The organism is Paenibacillus sp. FSL H3-0310 (assembly GCF_038002785.1).
In the GTDB taxonomy this organism is placed as follows: domain Bacteria; phylum Bacillota; class Bacilli; order Paenibacillales; family Paenibacillaceae; genus Paenibacillus_AQ; species Paenibacillus_AQ odorifer.
Window position 1 is genome coordinate 303,153 of the sequence record NZ_JBBODC010000002.1, and the last position, 14,796, is coordinate 317,948.

Genomic DNA, 14,796 nt, shown 5'->3' on the forward strand with positions numbered 1-14,796 from the left:
AGGACTTAAAGCGCAAAAAATTGCTAGATACAGTGCTTTATCCTTATACCAGAGCCTTCATAGCGATGTCGCTGCGATTCTGTTTCCCGGAAAAAGAGATTCCTTCAGCCCTAGCATAGGCTGCTGAACGAGCTTCGGCAATCGTAGCACCCAGGCCTACCACGCCTAAGACCCGTCCGCCGTTCGTTACCCAGCTGCCATCTGCCCCCCGTGCTGTACCGGCATGGAAGATCAGCCCTCCTTGGCTGTCCTCAAGCCCTTCGATCGGCACTCCCTTAGGATAAGAGCCTGGATATCCTCCAGAAGCGAGAACCACGCACACCGCTGCTTCGTCGCTCCATTCAATGTCGATATCCGCAAGTCTGCCCTCGGTTACTGCCAAAAAGATTTCTAACAAGTCGCTCTTCAATCTAGGCAGCACGACCTGTGTCTCCGGATCCCCAAACCGGGCATTAAATTCGATGGTCTTTGGTTTACCTTCTGGAGAAATCATCAGCCCTGCGAACAAAACGCCGCTGAAAGAACGGCCTTCAGCTACCATAGCCTTGGCTGTTGGCTTAATGATGGTCTCAATCGCTTCTTGGATAATCGCCTCGTCGATATGCGGCAGAGGCGAATAGGTACCCATTCCACCGGTATTAGGACCTTTATCTCCATCGTAAGCGGGCTTATGATCCTGAGCGGCAGCCATCGGACGAACTGTCTCTCCATCAACAAAAGCCAAAATCGACATTTCCTGACCCGCTAGGAACTCTTCAATGACAACTTGAGCACCAGCCTCACCAAACACTTTGGTTACCATAATATCAGCTAGTGCCTGCTCTGCCTCTTCCCGTGAATAGGCAACGGTCACGCCTTTTCCTGCGGCAAGCCCATCTGCCTTGATTACGATCGGCAGCGGTTGCTCGCGTAAGTAAGCCAGTGCAGCTTCATAGCCATCAAATTTTTCATAGGCTGCTGTCGGAATATTATATTTGTGCAAAAGATCCTTCATAAAGGTTTTGCTGCCTTCGATCTCAGCTGCATTCTTACGTGGACCAAACACTGGAATAGCCTGTGCTTCAAAAGCATCCACAATGCCCCCTGCTAACGGATCATCCGGTCCGATTACGACAAGGCCAACTTCCTTCTCTTTGGCAAAAGCCGTCAGACGATCGAACTCGAACACACCGATAGGCACACATTCTGCTAGCTGCGCGATCCCGGCGTTGCCGGGTGCGCAATAGATTTTACCAACCTTGGGGCTTTGGGACAGGCTCCAAATAATCGTATGCTCCCGGCCGCCGCCGCCAACCACTAAAATATCCATTAGAATAAAATCCTCCCAGCGTTCTAGTGTTTGAAATGACGGACGCCTGTGAAGACCATAGCAATTCCATACTCATTCGCGACCTTGATCGATTCTTCGTCTTTAATGGAGCCGCCTGGCTGAATAACTGCGGTAATGCCTGCTTTAGCTGCCATTTCAAGTGTATCTCCCATTGGGAAGAAGGCGTCAGAGGCAAGGACTGATCCTTTGGACTTCTCGCCAGCTTGTTCAATCGCAATTTTTGCCGCGCCAACGCGGTTCATTTGCCCTGCACCTACGCCAACTGTCATATCATCCGCCGCTAATACAATCGCATTAGATTTCACATGCTTAACTACCTTCCAGCCGAACAACAGCTGTTTCAATTCTTCTTCGGTTGGCTTACGGTCCGTAACAACTTGCAGATCATCCGGGTTCACAGAATGCACATCGCTCTCCTGTACAACCATTCCTCCATCAATAGAGGTGACTACGAAGCTGCTCTTACGCGCGCTAGCCGTGCTAAGATTGCCGATTTTGAGCAAACGCAGGTTCTTTTTCTTCGTAAGGATTTCCAGTGCTTCATCCGTAAACCCTGGCGCCAATACGATTTCGAGGAAAATCTCTTTCAGCAGATTAGCAGTGTCTGCATCGATAATCCGGTTAGCGGCTACAATTCCGCCAAAGATAGAGGTTGGGTCTGCGTTGTAAGCTTTTTGATAAGCTTCGTATACACTTTCACCGACACCTACACCACAAGGATTCATATGTTTAATGGCTACGACAGCAGGTTCTTCAAATTCTTTCACGATTTGCAGCGCTGCGTTAGCATCGTTGATATTGTTGTAGGATAATTCTTTGCCATGCAATTGCTCAGCTGCTGTAAGAGTATCCCCCGCAGCCAAAGGCTTGCGATAGAAAGCCGCTTTTTGATGCGGATTCTCGCCATAGCGCAGATCCTGAATTTTCTCATAAGTCACGGTGTAGCGCTCAGGAAGCGGTTCGCCAGTAACATTAGCCAAATAATCGGAAATTAAGGCATCGTAAGCCGCCGTATGACGGAACACTTTTGCCGCAAGACGTTTGCGTGTTTCCAGCGTTGTATCTCCACCTGCGCGAACCTCTTCAAGCACTGTAGCATAGTCGTTAGCATCTACCACTACACTTACAAAAGCATGGTTCTTCGCCGCAGAACGCAGCATCGTCGGTCCGCCGATATCGATATTCTCGATGGCTTCTTCATACGATACATCCGGTTTAGCAATGGTTTCCGCGAACGGATACAGATTTACTACTACCAGATCAATGTAGTCCAGACCAAGCTCTTTCATTTGACGCGTGTGTTCCTCATTGTCACGAACCGCTAGCAATCCGCTGTGTACAGCCGGGTGCAAGGTTTTGACACGTCCATCCATGATTTCCGGGAATCCTGTAACATCGGAAATACCGATGACTGGAACACCTTCCTTAGCCAAAAGCGTGCTTGTTCCACCTGTGGAAATAATCTCTACGCCTAATGCAGACAACTCGCGGCAAAAATCCACGATACCTTGTTTATCCGATACGCTAACTAGCGCTCTTTTGATACTCACTTTGAATAGTCCTCCTTCGGGTTGTACGTGCGATTTAATGTGATGACATCTAAAAGCTTGGGAAATTACTATAAGAAAGAATCTGACTCTATTACCTACTACACGACACATAATGCCGCTTATGCAATATTTCCCGAGAAATACCCTGAAATCTCTCCGCCTGTCACCAAATGTCGATCCAAAACTTCGAATGGCTACAGTGTGGCTTACTTTTCGCGGATAATCGTCTTTCTTCCACTCAGTTCCACTTTCCCGCTGGCAAAAGCGCCAACCACTTCAGGGTACAACTCATACTCAACCTTATGAATCCGTTCCGCCAATGAATCTGCCGTGTCGTTATCCAACACAACTACGCTACGCTGAGCAATAACTGGCCCGGTATCCATACCTCCATCGACAAAATGCACAGTGACTCCCGTCAGCTTCACGCCATAATCCAGCGCTTGTCCGATCGCATCCTTTCCAGCAAAAGCAGGCAGCAGCGATGGGTGAATGTTAATAATCCGACCCGCATACGGCGTTAAAAGCACTGGTGTAATGAGGCGCATATACCCTGCCAACACAACCAGCCCGATTTCCCGCCGCTGAAGCTCTGCTACAATCTCTGCTTCGTAGAGTTCACGGCTGGCGAAGTCTTTTGGCCGCAGCAAGAGGGCGGGAATTCCCGCATCCTCCGCACGTTGTGCTACAGGCGCTTCCGGCTTGTCCGAGACAAGCAATTCAATCCTGCCGTCTCCAAGCAAACCTGCTTTCTGTGCCTCGATCAGTGCTGCAAAATTGCTGCCCTGCCCCGAAGCAAAAACAGCGATTCGACTTGATTGCATCACACTTCAGCTCCAGTAAAGGTTACTTTGCGTTCCCCTTCTGTTACTTTACCAATGATATACGCCTCTTCTCCGCTAGCTTTAAGCAGTTCAAGAGCGCGTTCTCCATCAGCAGCGCTAACTACCAGAACAAGACCAATTCCCATATTAAAAGTAGTGAACATATCACGGTTGCTTACGTTACCTTTGTTCTGCATCAACCCGAAGATTGGCAGAATCGGCCACGATCCGTAATTGATCTCCACATCTACATTATCAGGCAATACGCGTGGGATATTCTCGATGAATCCGCCACCCGTAATATGAGCCATACCTTTTACCGGAAGCTGCTCCAGCAGTGCCAGCAAAGGCTTCACATAAATCTTAGTTGGTGCAAGGAGTACATCCGCCAGCGGAGCACCAAGCTCAGGAAGCACGTCATTCAGGCCATAACCCTCTTGCTCAAGCAAAAGCTTGCGCACCAGCGAGAAGCCATTGCTGTGCACACCACTGGAAGCCAGACCAATCACTGTGTCTCCAGCAGCGATGTTAGCGCCTGTTACCAGCTTCGCTTTGTCAGCTACGCCCACTGTGAATCCAGCAATATCATATTCACCTGCTGAATACATACCCGGCATCTCAGCCGTTTCGCCGCCAATCAGTGCACAACCCGCTTGGTGACAGCCTTCAGCGATTCCGGCTACGATAGCCTCGATTTTCTCCGGCACCACTTTGTCGCAAGCCAGATAGTCGAGGAAAAAGAGTGGCTCTGCGCCTTGCACTACAATGTCGTTCACGCACATAGCTACAGCATCGATGCCAATCGTGTCATGGCGATCTGCCGCGAACGCGATTTTGAGCTTTGTGCCTACACCATCGGTTCCCGATACAAGCACTGGCTCTTCATATTTATCTTTATTGAGGCCAAACAGCGCTCCGAACCCACCAAGATCCGTCATTACTTCTGGACGGTAAGTACGTTTTACGTGCTTTTTCATGCGTTCTACCGCTTCATTACCAGCCGCAATATCCACTCCGGCGTTTTTATAAGCTTCCGACACTATTGGACACCTCATCTTTTAATAGTTTAGAGCGCGTTTGGGCGCATTCGGCTTTTGGGTGGTTGCAGGGGAGTTATTGCGAGGAATGTTTGGACTTCCGATCGCTGTTATGGTTGGATTTCCTGATTCGAACCGCTCTTCGCGGTAGAAATCCAACCATAAAGGCGAACGCTACGCTTCTACAGTTCCAAACTTCCTCTCCATAACTCCCTCCAACCACCGGTTTGTCCCTATTGCAAGCCGCAGTGCGCGCCTTGCACACGGACCTCAAGACCTCGGTGCATGAGCTGCGCCATGCAACCTCTTCTAGCGAAACAAGCGAGTAGCGCATTTGCGTAGCAAACAGGGACGAGCTTGGGGAGCTGCTCTTGGCGCTTAGGGTGCAACCGAGCGCCACCTTAGCGAGACAAGCGGCCCTCGTATTTGCGAAGCAAACAGAGGGAAGCTTGGCGAGCCAGTCCCGGCGGCGGATGCAGCCGGGGGGCGGAGCGCCGTAAAGCGTGTCCCGTCCGTGCGCAGCACACAGGGACAAAGCGAGCACTCGTACCCAAGTCTTCTTAGCAAGTTATAACCTAACTCCTACCGCCGAGCTTTCGGGTGGCCGGAGGGCAGAGCCCTTCGGAATCCCCCTTTGAAAGGGGGACTTAGGGGGATGTCAACACGAGCAGCCATCTTTCTCTGCCCCGCCAAAATCCACCTGTGTCGGGTAATCATTATCAAAGCAAGAAAGGCAAAGTCCGCCTTTGTAGTCATCTTTGTTGTGTCCACCAATGGAAGAGATTAAGCCTTCCGGCGACAAAAATGCCAGGGAATCGGCGTTGATCTCTTCGCACATTTCCTCAATGGTCTTGTAGGACGCGATGAGGTCGCGGCGGTCTGGTGTATCAATGCCGTAGAAGCAAGGATTCTTGAACGGTGGCGAAGTAATCCGCACATGCACTTCAACAGCTCCCGCTTCCCTAAGCAGATTGACGATTCGGCGTGAGGTCGTGCCACGAACGATAGAATCATCGATCATAACGACACGTTTGCCATCAACTACGCTGCGCACGGCGCTCAGCTTCATCTTCACACCTTGCTCACGCAGTTCTTGGCTCGGCTGGATGAAGGTCCGTCCAGTGTACTTATTCTTAATGAGCCCAAGCTCATAAGGAATTCCCGTTTGCTCGGCATACCCGATGGCTGCTGAAATACTGGAATCCGGCACACCGGTTACGAGATCAGCATCGACAAAAGCTTCCAGTGCCATGCGGCTACCCATCCGCTTACGGGCGGAGTGCAGGTTAGAGCCGTTCATATCACTGTCTGGGCGTGAGAAGTAAATATACTCCATCGCGCACAGCGCTTTACGTTTGGGTTCGGTAAAACGGTCCTCCAAGAGACCGTTTTTGTCGAGGACTAGCAGTTCACCCGGCTCAATATCTCGAACCAGCTGTGCCCCAATGACCTCTAATGCGCAGGACTCGGAAGCAAAAATATAAGCTTCACCAATCCGTCCCATCACTAGCGGACGCAAGCCATGGGAATCTGAAGCGACAATTAACTTATCATTTGTCATAAGCAGAAAAGCAAACCCGCCAACGAGCTGCTGCAGCGCATCTTTTGCCGCTTCAACAAAATCCTTTGGCGAACGGGCAATTAAATGCGCCAGCACTTCTGTATCACTCGTAGTTTGAAAGATCGATCCGCTTTGCTCCAGTTGTTTGCGGATCAACGGTTCATTTACTATGTTGCCGTTCGTAGCAATTGCCAAATCGCCGTCACGATATTTAAATACCAGTGGCTGCGCATTGGTTAAGCGACTGTCTCCACTAGTGGAATAACGTACATGCCCAATGGACATGTCTCCAACCAATGAGGCAATTTTGTCCTTGTCGAATACTTCTTTTACTAACCCCATCCCGCGGTGATAGTTGAAATCGCGACCGTCTGCTACGCAGATTCCCGCACTTTCTTCTCCACGGTGTTGTAAGGCGTGTAAGCCGTAATAAGACATGGACGCCGCTTCCGGGTGTCCGAAGACCCCGAAAACGCCGCATTCTTCTTTTAATGTGTCAAAAATATCTCCCGAGCCCGTTCCTTCATTGTAAAAGTCACCAGTCCACAGGATAGGAGTCTCCTGCTCTTTCCCGGTCTTTATTTCATAAGACATGGAATAGCATCCTCCCAAACGAATTTCAATTCTGCTACAGCTTCATCTAGTGCGGACACGCCGTCCAGATTTACGCGCAGTCTGTCTCCACCTACAGTTCCGATGATCTCCACGGGAACACCGCTGGCTGCAATCGCTGCTTTCAGCTCTTCGGCACGTTCAGGAGCTGCTGTCAGCACAATGCGTGATTGGCTTTCGCTGAACAATGCTACATCAGATCTAAGACCATTAGCTGAAAGCTCAACGTTCGCTCCGATTCCGCCGCTGATACAGCTCTCTGCAAGCGCTACGGCAAGTCCACCTTCGGACAAGTCATGTGCGGAACGCACCAGACCGCCACGAATTGAGGTAAGGACTGCATTCAGCAGTTTTTTCTCAGTAGCCAAATCCAAAGCCGGAGGACGACCTTCGGTCACACCATGAACAGCATATTGGAATTCACTGCCGCCCAGCTCAGCCTTGGTCACTCCCAGCAGAAGAATGGAATCTCCTTCTTGCTTGAACCCTTGAGTCGTAATATGATCCGTGTCCGCTACTAAACCAACCATGCCGACAACCGGCGTTGGATAGATGGAACCCGTAGTATTTTCGTTATAAAGACTGACATTACCACCGATCACCGGAGTATCCAGCACACGACATGCTTCAGCCATACCATCAACCGCACGCTCCATTTGCCAGAACACATCAGGCTTCTCAGGATTTCCAAAGTTCAGATTATCCGTAATAGCCAGCGGTTCAGCACCGGAACAAACGATGTTACGTGCCGCTTCGCTGACTGCAATACGTCCACCCACTTCAGGATCAAGATGAACATAACGGCCATTACAGTCTGTAGTCATCGCAAGTCCTTTACGAGTACCATGAATGGTAACTACAGCCGCGTCAGATCCAGGACGTACAGCTGTGCTCGTCCGCACCATGTAATCGTATTGATTGTATACCCATGCTTTACTTGCTACGGTTGGTGATCCAAGTACTGTACGCAATGCACCGCCCAGATCCGTAACTTCCTCATAACGAAGGGTATCTACCTTTTCATTCGCAATATAATAAGCAGGAACCTCAGAAGGTTTGTTATATACTGGACACTCATCCACGAGCGCCGTTACTGGCATGTCACCAACAACCTCGCCGTGATGATACAATTTCAAGCGGCCATCATCCGTAACTTTACCGACTTTACAGCAGATAACACCCCAGCGGTCAAAAATCTCTTGTGCCTGGGCCTCATCCTTCGGCTCAACGACGAACAACATCCGTTCTTGTGATTCTGAAAGCATCATTTCGTAAGGCGTCATGCCCTCTTCACGTTGTGGCACCTGATCAAGATACAGCTCCAGACCATTGCCTGCTTTACTTGCCATCTCCGCACTAGAGCATGTAAGACCCGCTGCGCCCATATCCTGAATCCCGATAACGATGCCGCTGTCGATCAGTTCTAGACAAGATTCCATAACGAGCTTTTCCATAAATGGATCGCCGACTTGTACAGCGGTACGTTTAGCTTCTGATTCCTCACTAAGCTCTACCGATGCAAAAGTAGCACCATGAATTCCATCACGTCCTGTAGGAGGGCCTACATAGAAGACAGGGTTGCCTACGCCCTTAGCTACACCACGTTGGATTTTGTCATGATCGATCAGACCCACACACATTGCGTTAACTAGCGGATTGCCGTCATAGCTATCATCAAACATGATTTCGCCGCCAACCGTTGGAATCCCGATACAGTTACCATAACCAGCAATACCAGACACTACATGTTCGAACAAATACTTCACTCGATCACTTTCCAGCTTCCCGAAACGTAGTGAATTGAGGATTGCGATAGGTCTGGAGCCCATGGAGAAAATATCACGAATAATCCCGCCGACACCCGTTGCCGCACCTTGGAAAGGTTCTACCGCTGAAGGGTGGTTATGACTTTCGATTTTGAAAACAACCGCTTGGTTGTCACCGATATCTACAATCCCTGCACCCTCGCCAGGTCCCATCAGGACACGTGGTCCGGAAATTGGGAAACGTTTCAGGAGGGGTTTGGAGTTCTTATAGGCACAGTGCTCGGACCACATTACGCTGAATACGCCGATTTCAGTGTAGTTCGGCAAACGTCCCATAAAAGACTTGATCAGCTCATATTCGCTGTCCGACACACCGAACTGGCTGTAAATTTTCTGCTCCGCAATCTGTTCTGCGGTCGGTTCCTTAACGGATACTTGCTGCGTCATGACGATCCCTCCAAGTCTTCAGTATGGATGTAAACATTCTTTTGCCGTCTTCTGAACCAAGTAAACTATTAGCCGCGCGCTCAGGGTGAGGCATCATGCCAACCACATTCCCTTGTACGTTACTAACACCCGCAATATCGGCTACGGAGCCGTTAGGATTATCGCTATAGGTAAACACGATCTGATTGTTAGCTTTCAGCTCTGCCAAAGTCTCGTCATCACAGTAGTAGTTTCCTTCACCGTGTGCGATTGGGATGATGATTTCTTCATCTTTAGCATAGTCAATAGTAAATGGGGTTTCATTATTAACAACCTTAAGCACTGTATCGTGACAGCGGAACTTCATCGACATGTTGCGGCGAAGCGCACCTGGCAGCAAACCAGCCTCAGTAAGAATTTGGAACCCATTGCAAATGCCTAGCACATATTTCCCTTGCTCTGCTGCTTTAGCAACTTCCGCCATAACAGGAGCAAATCTCGAAATCGCGCCACAGCGCAAGTAATCACCATATGAGAATCCGCCTGGAACCAAAATGCAATCATACGCCGACAAATCCGTCGCTGTATGCCACACATAATCGACTGGTTCGCCGAGACTGTCCTCTACCGCCTTGTAGCAATCAATATCACAGTTGGAGCCTGGGAAGACAAGTACAGCAAATTTCATGTCGTTTAGTCCTCCAATTCGTAGCGGTAATCCTCGATCACCGTGTTGGCAAGTAGCTTTTCGCACATTTCCTTGAGACGAACTTCCGCTTCAGCACGGTTATCCGTATCCAAAGTCAGCTCCATATATTTCCCGATACGCAAGCTTTCAACTTCTTGGAAGCCTACCGAATGAAGTGCTCCTTGTACTGCTACCCCTTGTGGATCAAGAACGCTTTTCTTTATGGTGACATATACCGTCGCTTTTAACATATGCTTGTAGTTCCTCCTAAATTTTAATGAGCATACCCTCTGAAACTGAAATTCTACAATGAGTACATTTAGCTTCAAAAATATATACTGAATTTATTCCCATGAGTGCACACACTATGTTGAACTATAAAGACTTGCCAGTAAGACGATGATAAATGTCCAGATAACGCCGTGTAGTTTCTTCTACTACTTCCAGTGGGAGCGGATCAGGTTTACTATTCTTGTCCCAGGAAGATGCAGATAGATACGTACGAACAGGCTCTTTATCCATACTATCAATTTCAATATCAAGCGCGTATTTATCCTTAGCCCAGAAGCGGGAAGCATCCGGTGTAAAAATCTCATCGATCAGAATCACCTTACCGTCCAACAAGCCGAATTCGAATTTGCAGTCCGCAAGAATGATCCCACGCTCAGCACAATACTCTCTAGCAAAAGCGAACAGCTTTAAGCTCTTTTCCTGCAGCTCAAGCGCCAGATCAGCTCCGATTAATTCCTGCATTTTCTCAAACGGAATATCCTCATCGTGACCTACATCATTTTTAGCCGCAGGAGTAAAAATCGGTTCTGCCAGCAGCGCGTTTTTGCGGAGGTTAGCAGGAAGTTCAATACCATTTACCTTGCCGGTTTCTTGATACTGTCTCCAGCCGCCGCCAGTGATGCATCCACGCACTACGCATTCGATATCAATACGCTCAGCTTTACGTACCACCATGACACGGTTTCTGAGAGCCTCTTTGTCCTTAACTACGTCGCCGAGCAGATCCACATCGATATGAACGACATGATTCTCCATCAGCTCTTTAGTCTGTCCGAACCAGAACGCGCTCAGACGGTTAAGCACATTGCCCTTTTCAGGGACTGCCGGGTCCAGCACATAGTCAAAAGCAGATATCCGATCTGTAACTACGATCAGTACATTTTCCCCTAAATCGTATAGCTCACGAACCTTCCCTTTGTAGAGCAGCGGCGCATTGATGAGTTCCACGGCTGTGGATACGGCCGATGATGTCATGACCTTTCCTCCCTTGAACTAATGATCTTCCTAAGTTGGGCTGGTCTAGGAGGAAGCACTTCCGAGGAATGTTTGGACTTCCGATCGCTGTTATCCTCAGATTTCTTGATTTGAACCGCTTCTCGCGGTAGAAATCCGAGGATAAAGGCGAACGCTACGCTTCTACAGTTCCAAACTTCCTCTCCATTACTCCTTCGACCGATTTCTTTTATTCCTAGTTCCTTAGTTCACCACTAACTTATCTTTTTTAGAGTCTCAAAGGCGTAACTCCGAGGAATGTTTGGACTTCCGATCGCTGTTATCCTCAGATTTCCTGATTTGAACCACTGCACGTGGTAGAAATCCGAGGATAAAGGCGAACGCTAACGCTTCTACAGTTCCAAAATTTCTCTCCGTTCCTTATCGACCAGTTGCATTTCAATTCTGCACAACCTTAACCGCTCGTACTATTCCTAGCTCCTTAGTTCACCACTAACTTATCTTTTCTTAGATAAGTTCTAGCTTGCGGAAGATGGTATCCACATGCTTAAGGTGCCAAGAAGGGTTAAATGCATCTTCAATCTCTTCTGGGGTGAGGACATTAGTGATTTCAGGTGTAGCTTCCACGATATCACGGAACTGCTTTTGCTCTTCCCAAGCTTGCATCGCACGTGGTTGAACGGTATCGTACGCTTGCTCGCGGCTGAAGCCTTTATCAATCAGCTTGGTTAAGATCCGGCCAGAGAAAGGAACGCCGAAGGTACGGTTCATGTTACGCTTCATATTCTCTGGGAATACAGTCAGGTTCTTCACGATGTTTCCGAAACGGTTCAGCATGTAGTTCAATAGCATTGTTGCATCCGGAAGGATGATACGCTCCACTGAAGAGTGCGAGATATCGCGTTCATGCCAGAGCGGCACGTTCTCGTAAGCTGTAACCATATGTCCGCGAATCACGCGGGACAGACCGGAAATATTCTCGCAGCCAATAGGATTCCGTTTATGCGGCATAGCAGATGAACCCTTTTGACCTTTGGCAAAAGCTTCTTCTACTTCGCGAATCTCACTCTTTTGCAGAGCGCGGATTTCGGTAGCGAATTTGTCTAGCGAGGTTGCTACCAGAGCAAGAGCTGCCATATATTCAGCGTGACGGTCGCGCTGTAGAGTTTGTGTCGAGATCGGTGCAGGGCTTGTACCCAGCTTACGGCAGACAAATTCTTCTACGAATGGATCGATGTTGGCATACGTACCCACGGCTCCGGAGATTTTGCCAAATTGCACACCGTTCGCAGCATGGCGGAAACGCTCCAGGTTACGTTTCATTTCTTCGTACCACAATGCCATTTTCAGACCAAAAGTAGTTGGCTCAGCATGAACCCCATGTGTACGGCCCATCATCGGTGTATCTTTATAAGCAATAGCTTTATCTTTAAGGATCTCAATGAAGTTAATAATATCCTTCTCTAGAATCTCATTCGCTTGACGCAACAAGTAACCCAGTGCTGTATCCACCACATCTGTGGAAGTAAGGCCGTAGTGTACCCATTTGCGTTCTGCGCCAAGGCTTTCGGAAACCGCACGAGTAAAGGCGATTACGTCATGACGTGTTTCCTGTTCGATTTCATCAATACGTGCGATGTCGAATTTAGCATCCTTACGCAGCTTAGCAGCGTCTTCATGTGGGATGACTCCCAGCTCCGCCCATGCTTCACAAGCGCATATTTCCACTTCCAGCCATGCTTTGAATTTATTCTCCTCAGTCCAAATGGCCCGCATCTCGGGTCTGCTGTAACGTTCGATCATATTCTTTAGTTCCTCCAAAGTTTAGATTGCTCCACCCAGGATAAGCCGTCTCCGGTATCCTTGCACAGCAGATTGATATGACCCATCTTACGACCAGTCTTACTCTCAGTCTTGCCATATATATGAAGCTTAGGTACAATACCCAGCTTATTATCTTTTTCCTCATGTGTACAGGTCGCTTTAATCGCACCATCCAAATGCTGACCTAATACATTTACCATAACTACAGGTGTCAAAAGCGTTGTATCGCCCAGCGGCAGATTACAAATCGCCCGGACATGCTGCTCGAACTGTGAGGTCACGCAAGCATCCATGGTGTAATGGCCGGAATTATGCGGCCTTGGTGCCAGCTCATTGACGAACAATTCACCGTCCGCTGTGACGAACATTTCCACGGCAAGCAGTCCAACCGCATTCAGGCCTGCGATTAAAGTCTCAGCCAGCTCGCAAGCTCTGCGCTGAATGTCCGCTGACACTCTTGCAGGCACAATGGACAGATGCAAAATATTGTTTACATGAATGTTCTCAGAAGGCGGGAAGCTTTTGACCTCCCCAGATGCACTACGTGCAGCAACAACGGATATTTCGCATTGAAAAGCTACAAACTTCTCAAGCACCAGCTCCGGAATCACCTCACCGGGTGCAACCTGCCGGAAAGCTTCTTCCAGCTCTTCTTCCTGACGAATCACAGCTTGACCCTTGCCGTCATAACCGCCTGTGGCTGTCTTGAGCACACAAGGTAGTCCAAGTTCAGCCGCCGCCTCTTTTAGCTCCGCAAGGCTGTCCACCTTCCGGTACGGGGCGACCGGAACGCCCGCCGCCTCGATGGCGGCTTTTTCGCGCAGCCGATGCTGCGTGGTATACAGCAGCGCGCTGCCCTGCGGCACGTACGATTCTTCCGCCAGCAGCGCGGCTACGCCCGCGTCGACGTTCTCGAACTCGTACGTGATGACGTCCGCGCGGCGGGCCAGCTCCCGCGCCGCGTCCCGGTCGTTATACGCCGCCGTAATCTGCGGCGTAACTTGACCGCTAGGCGCATCCGGCGCAGGATCCAGCGCCACGAAGCGGTACCCCATGGCGCTGCCGGCCAGCGCCATCATGCGCCCGAGCTGCCCGCCGCCGAGCACGCCGACGGTCGAGCCGGGCAGCAGCGTCCGGACGGTGTCTGCACCGGACGCTTGTGCGGCTGGCGAAGCTGCGCCGCCAGCCTCCTGCAGCTTCAGCTCCTCCGGCCTCATAAGCTGTCGCTGCTTTCCAATACTTCATCGCGGATCGCATCCCGACGCAGCTGCACACGCTGCTGCACTTCAGGGTCGAACGCTCCGATGATCTGTGCGGCCAGCAGGCCCGCATTTACAGCGCCTGCTTTACCAATAGCTACCGTTGCTACCGGTATGCCTCCAGGCATCTGCACGATGGAGAGCAGCGAATCCAGCCCATTAAGTGCTTTCGACTGCACGGGCACTCCAATCACTGGCAGGATCGTCTTTGCAGCCACCATACCCGGTAAATGTGCGGCGCCGCCTGCTCCTGCAATAATCACACGAATACCGCGGCCAGCGGCTTCCTCCGCATAGCGGAACATCAAGTCCGGTGTACGGTGCGCGGATACTACCTTCTTCTCATAAGACAAACCCAGCTCTTCCAGCACCCCACAAGCGTGCTCCATCGTATCCCAATCCGACTTACTACCCATGATGACAGCTACCTGCACAGACATGATTCGACCTACCTTCCAATCACTAGTATGAGATATCTTTATCTTGTAAATCCGAACAAGCAGAGACTACATTCTCGTCCTTCAGGGATGACTATCGTTTTCCTTAATAATATAAGGTTGATGTATTATGTGTAACTTATTCCTTATATTAAAAAAGCCCGATGTCCAGACGCATTTTGCTGCGGGAGGATCGGACTAGTAAAGGAATTAGGAAAAAACACTCCCGCTTGCCTC

Annotated in this window: 13 protein-coding genes; all 13 read right to left on the reverse strand. The window is 49.7% G+C overall.

From position 1 onward, the window contains the following. Positions 1–43: 43 nt before the first annotated feature. On the reverse strand, positions 44–1,309 hold the full coding sequence (gene purD, locus MHH63_RS20820; RefSeq protein ID WP_341172074.1) for a phosphoribosylamine--glycine ligase: 1,266 nt from the start codon (positions 1,307–1,309) through the stop codon (positions 44–46). A 23-nt stretch (positions 1,310–1,332) separates the two neighbouring features. Then, entirely contained in the window at positions 1,333–2,880 is a 1,548-nt protein-coding gene (purH, locus tag MHH63_RS20825; RefSeq protein ID WP_076279485.1) for a bifunctional phosphoribosylaminoimidazolecarboxamide formyltransferase/IMP cyclohydrolase, read from the reverse strand. A 206-nt stretch (positions 2,881–3,086) separates the two neighbouring features. Further along, the gene (gene purN / locus MHH63_RS20830; RefSeq protein ID WP_076128467.1) at positions 3,087–3,704 is read right to left on the reverse strand and encodes a phosphoribosylglycinamide formyltransferase; all 618 of its coding nucleotides are present in this window, start codon (positions 3,702–3,704) and stop codon (positions 3,087–3,089) included. After that, positions 3,704–4,744, reverse strand: coding sequence for a phosphoribosylformylglycinamidine cyclo-ligase (gene purM / locus MHH63_RS20835; RefSeq protein ID WP_076128465.1), 1,041 nt, complete (start codon positions 4,742–4,744; stop codon positions 3,704–3,706). Before purM ends, purN begins: the two co-directional genes overlap by 1 nt. 655 nt (positions 4,745–5,399) lie before the next feature. Beyond that, positions 5,400–6,896 carry an amidophosphoribosyltransferase gene (purF, locus tag MHH63_RS20840; RefSeq protein ID WP_036680905.1) on the reverse strand — a complete coding sequence of 499 codons (1,497 nt, stop codon included), beginning with the start codon at positions 6,894–6,896 and terminating at the stop codon, positions 5,400–5,402. Then, positions 6,881–9,127 carry a phosphoribosylformylglycinamidine synthase subunit PurL gene (gene purL, locus MHH63_RS20845; protein ID WP_038568661.1) on the reverse strand — a complete coding sequence of 749 codons (2,247 nt, stop codon included), beginning with the start codon at positions 9,125–9,127 and terminating at the stop codon, positions 6,881–6,883. The genes purF and purL overlap by 16 nt, the downstream gene beginning before the upstream one ends. After that, positions 9,105–9,794 (reverse strand): phosphoribosylformylglycinamidine synthase subunit PurQ, encoded by a 690-nt coding sequence (gene purQ / locus MHH63_RS20850; RefSeq protein WP_036680909.1) that lies wholly within the window; start codon positions 9,792–9,794, stop codon positions 9,105–9,107. Before purQ ends, purL begins: the two co-directional genes overlap by 23 nt. A gap of 5 nt (positions 9,795–9,799) precedes the next feature. Next, positions 9,800–10,045 (reverse strand): phosphoribosylformylglycinamidine synthase subunit PurS, encoded by a 246-nt coding sequence (gene purS / locus MHH63_RS20855; RefSeq protein WP_036680912.1) that lies wholly within the window; start codon positions 10,043–10,045, stop codon positions 9,800–9,802. Positions 10,046–10,169: 124 nt separating this feature from the next. Beyond that, entirely contained in the window at positions 10,170–11,060 is an 891-nt protein-coding gene (locus MHH63_RS20860) for a phosphoribosylaminoimidazolesuccinocarboxamide synthase (RefSeq protein WP_076279486.1), read from the reverse strand. Positions 11,061–11,546: 486 nt separating this feature from the next. Further along, positions 11,547–12,842, reverse strand: coding sequence for an adenylosuccinate lyase (gene purB, locus MHH63_RS20865; RefSeq protein ID WP_036680917.1), 1,296 nt, complete (start codon positions 12,840–12,842; stop codon positions 11,547–11,549). 5 nt (positions 12,843–12,847) lie between these two features. After that, entirely contained in the window at positions 12,848–13,969 is a 1,122-nt protein-coding gene (gene purK, locus MHH63_RS20870; RefSeq protein WP_254848780.1) for a 5-(carboxyamino)imidazole ribonucleotide synthase, read from the reverse strand. Continuing rightward, positions 13,872–14,108, reverse strand: coding sequence for a hypothetical protein (locus tag MHH63_RS20875; protein WP_256721077.1), 237 nt, complete (start codon positions 14,106–14,108; stop codon positions 13,872–13,874). Before MHH63_RS20875 ends, purK begins: the two co-directional genes overlap by 98 nt. Then, positions 14,077–14,562 (reverse strand): 5-(carboxyamino)imidazole ribonucleotide mutase, encoded by a 486-nt coding sequence (gene purE, locus MHH63_RS20880; RefSeq protein ID WP_036680920.1) that lies wholly within the window; start codon positions 14,560–14,562, stop codon positions 14,077–14,079. Before purE ends, MHH63_RS20875 begins: the two co-directional genes overlap by 32 nt. Positions 14,563–14,796: the final 234 nt, after the last annotated feature.

What these genes read in the sequence shown, in the direction of transcription:
- purD (WP_341172074.1), bottom strand. Translation starts at nt 1,309, where the DNA reads ATGGATATTTTAGTGGTTGGCGGCGGCGGCCGGGAGCATACGATTATT.
- purN (WP_076128467.1), bottom strand. Translation starts at nt 3,704, where the DNA reads ATGCAATCAAGTCGAATCGCTGTTTTTGCTTCGGGGCAGGGCAGCAAT.
- purF (WP_036680905.1), bottom strand. Translation starts at nt 6,896, where the DNA reads ATGTCTTATGAAATAAAGACCGGGAAAGAGCAGGAGACTCCTATCCTG.
- purL (WP_038568661.1), bottom strand. Translation starts at nt 9,127, where the DNA reads ATGACGCAGCAAGTATCCGTTAAGGAACCGACCGCAGAACAGATTGCG.
- purQ (WP_036680909.1), bottom strand. Translation starts at nt 9,794, where the DNA reads ATGAAATTTGCTGTACTTGTCTTCCCAGGCTCCAACTGTGATATTGAT.
- purS (WP_036680912.1), bottom strand. Translation starts at nt 10,045, where the DNA reads ATGTTAAAAGCGACGGTATATGTCACCATAAAGAAAAGCGTTCTTGAT.
- MHH63_RS20860 (WP_076279486.1), bottom strand. Translation starts at nt 11,060, where the DNA reads ATGACATCATCGGCCGTATCCACAGCCGTGGAACTCATCAATGCGCCG.
- purB (WP_036680917.1), bottom strand. Translation starts at nt 12,842, where the DNA reads ATGATCGAACGTTACAGCAGACCCGAGATGCGGGCCATTTGGACTGAG.
- MHH63_RS20875 (WP_256721077.1), bottom strand. Translation starts at nt 14,108, where the DNA reads ATGAAGTATTGGAAAGCAGCGACAGCTTATGAGGCCGGAGGAGCTGAA.
- purE (WP_036680920.1), bottom strand. Translation starts at nt 14,562, where the DNA reads ATGTCTGTGCAGGTAGCTGTCATCATGGGTAGTAAGTCGGATTGGGAT.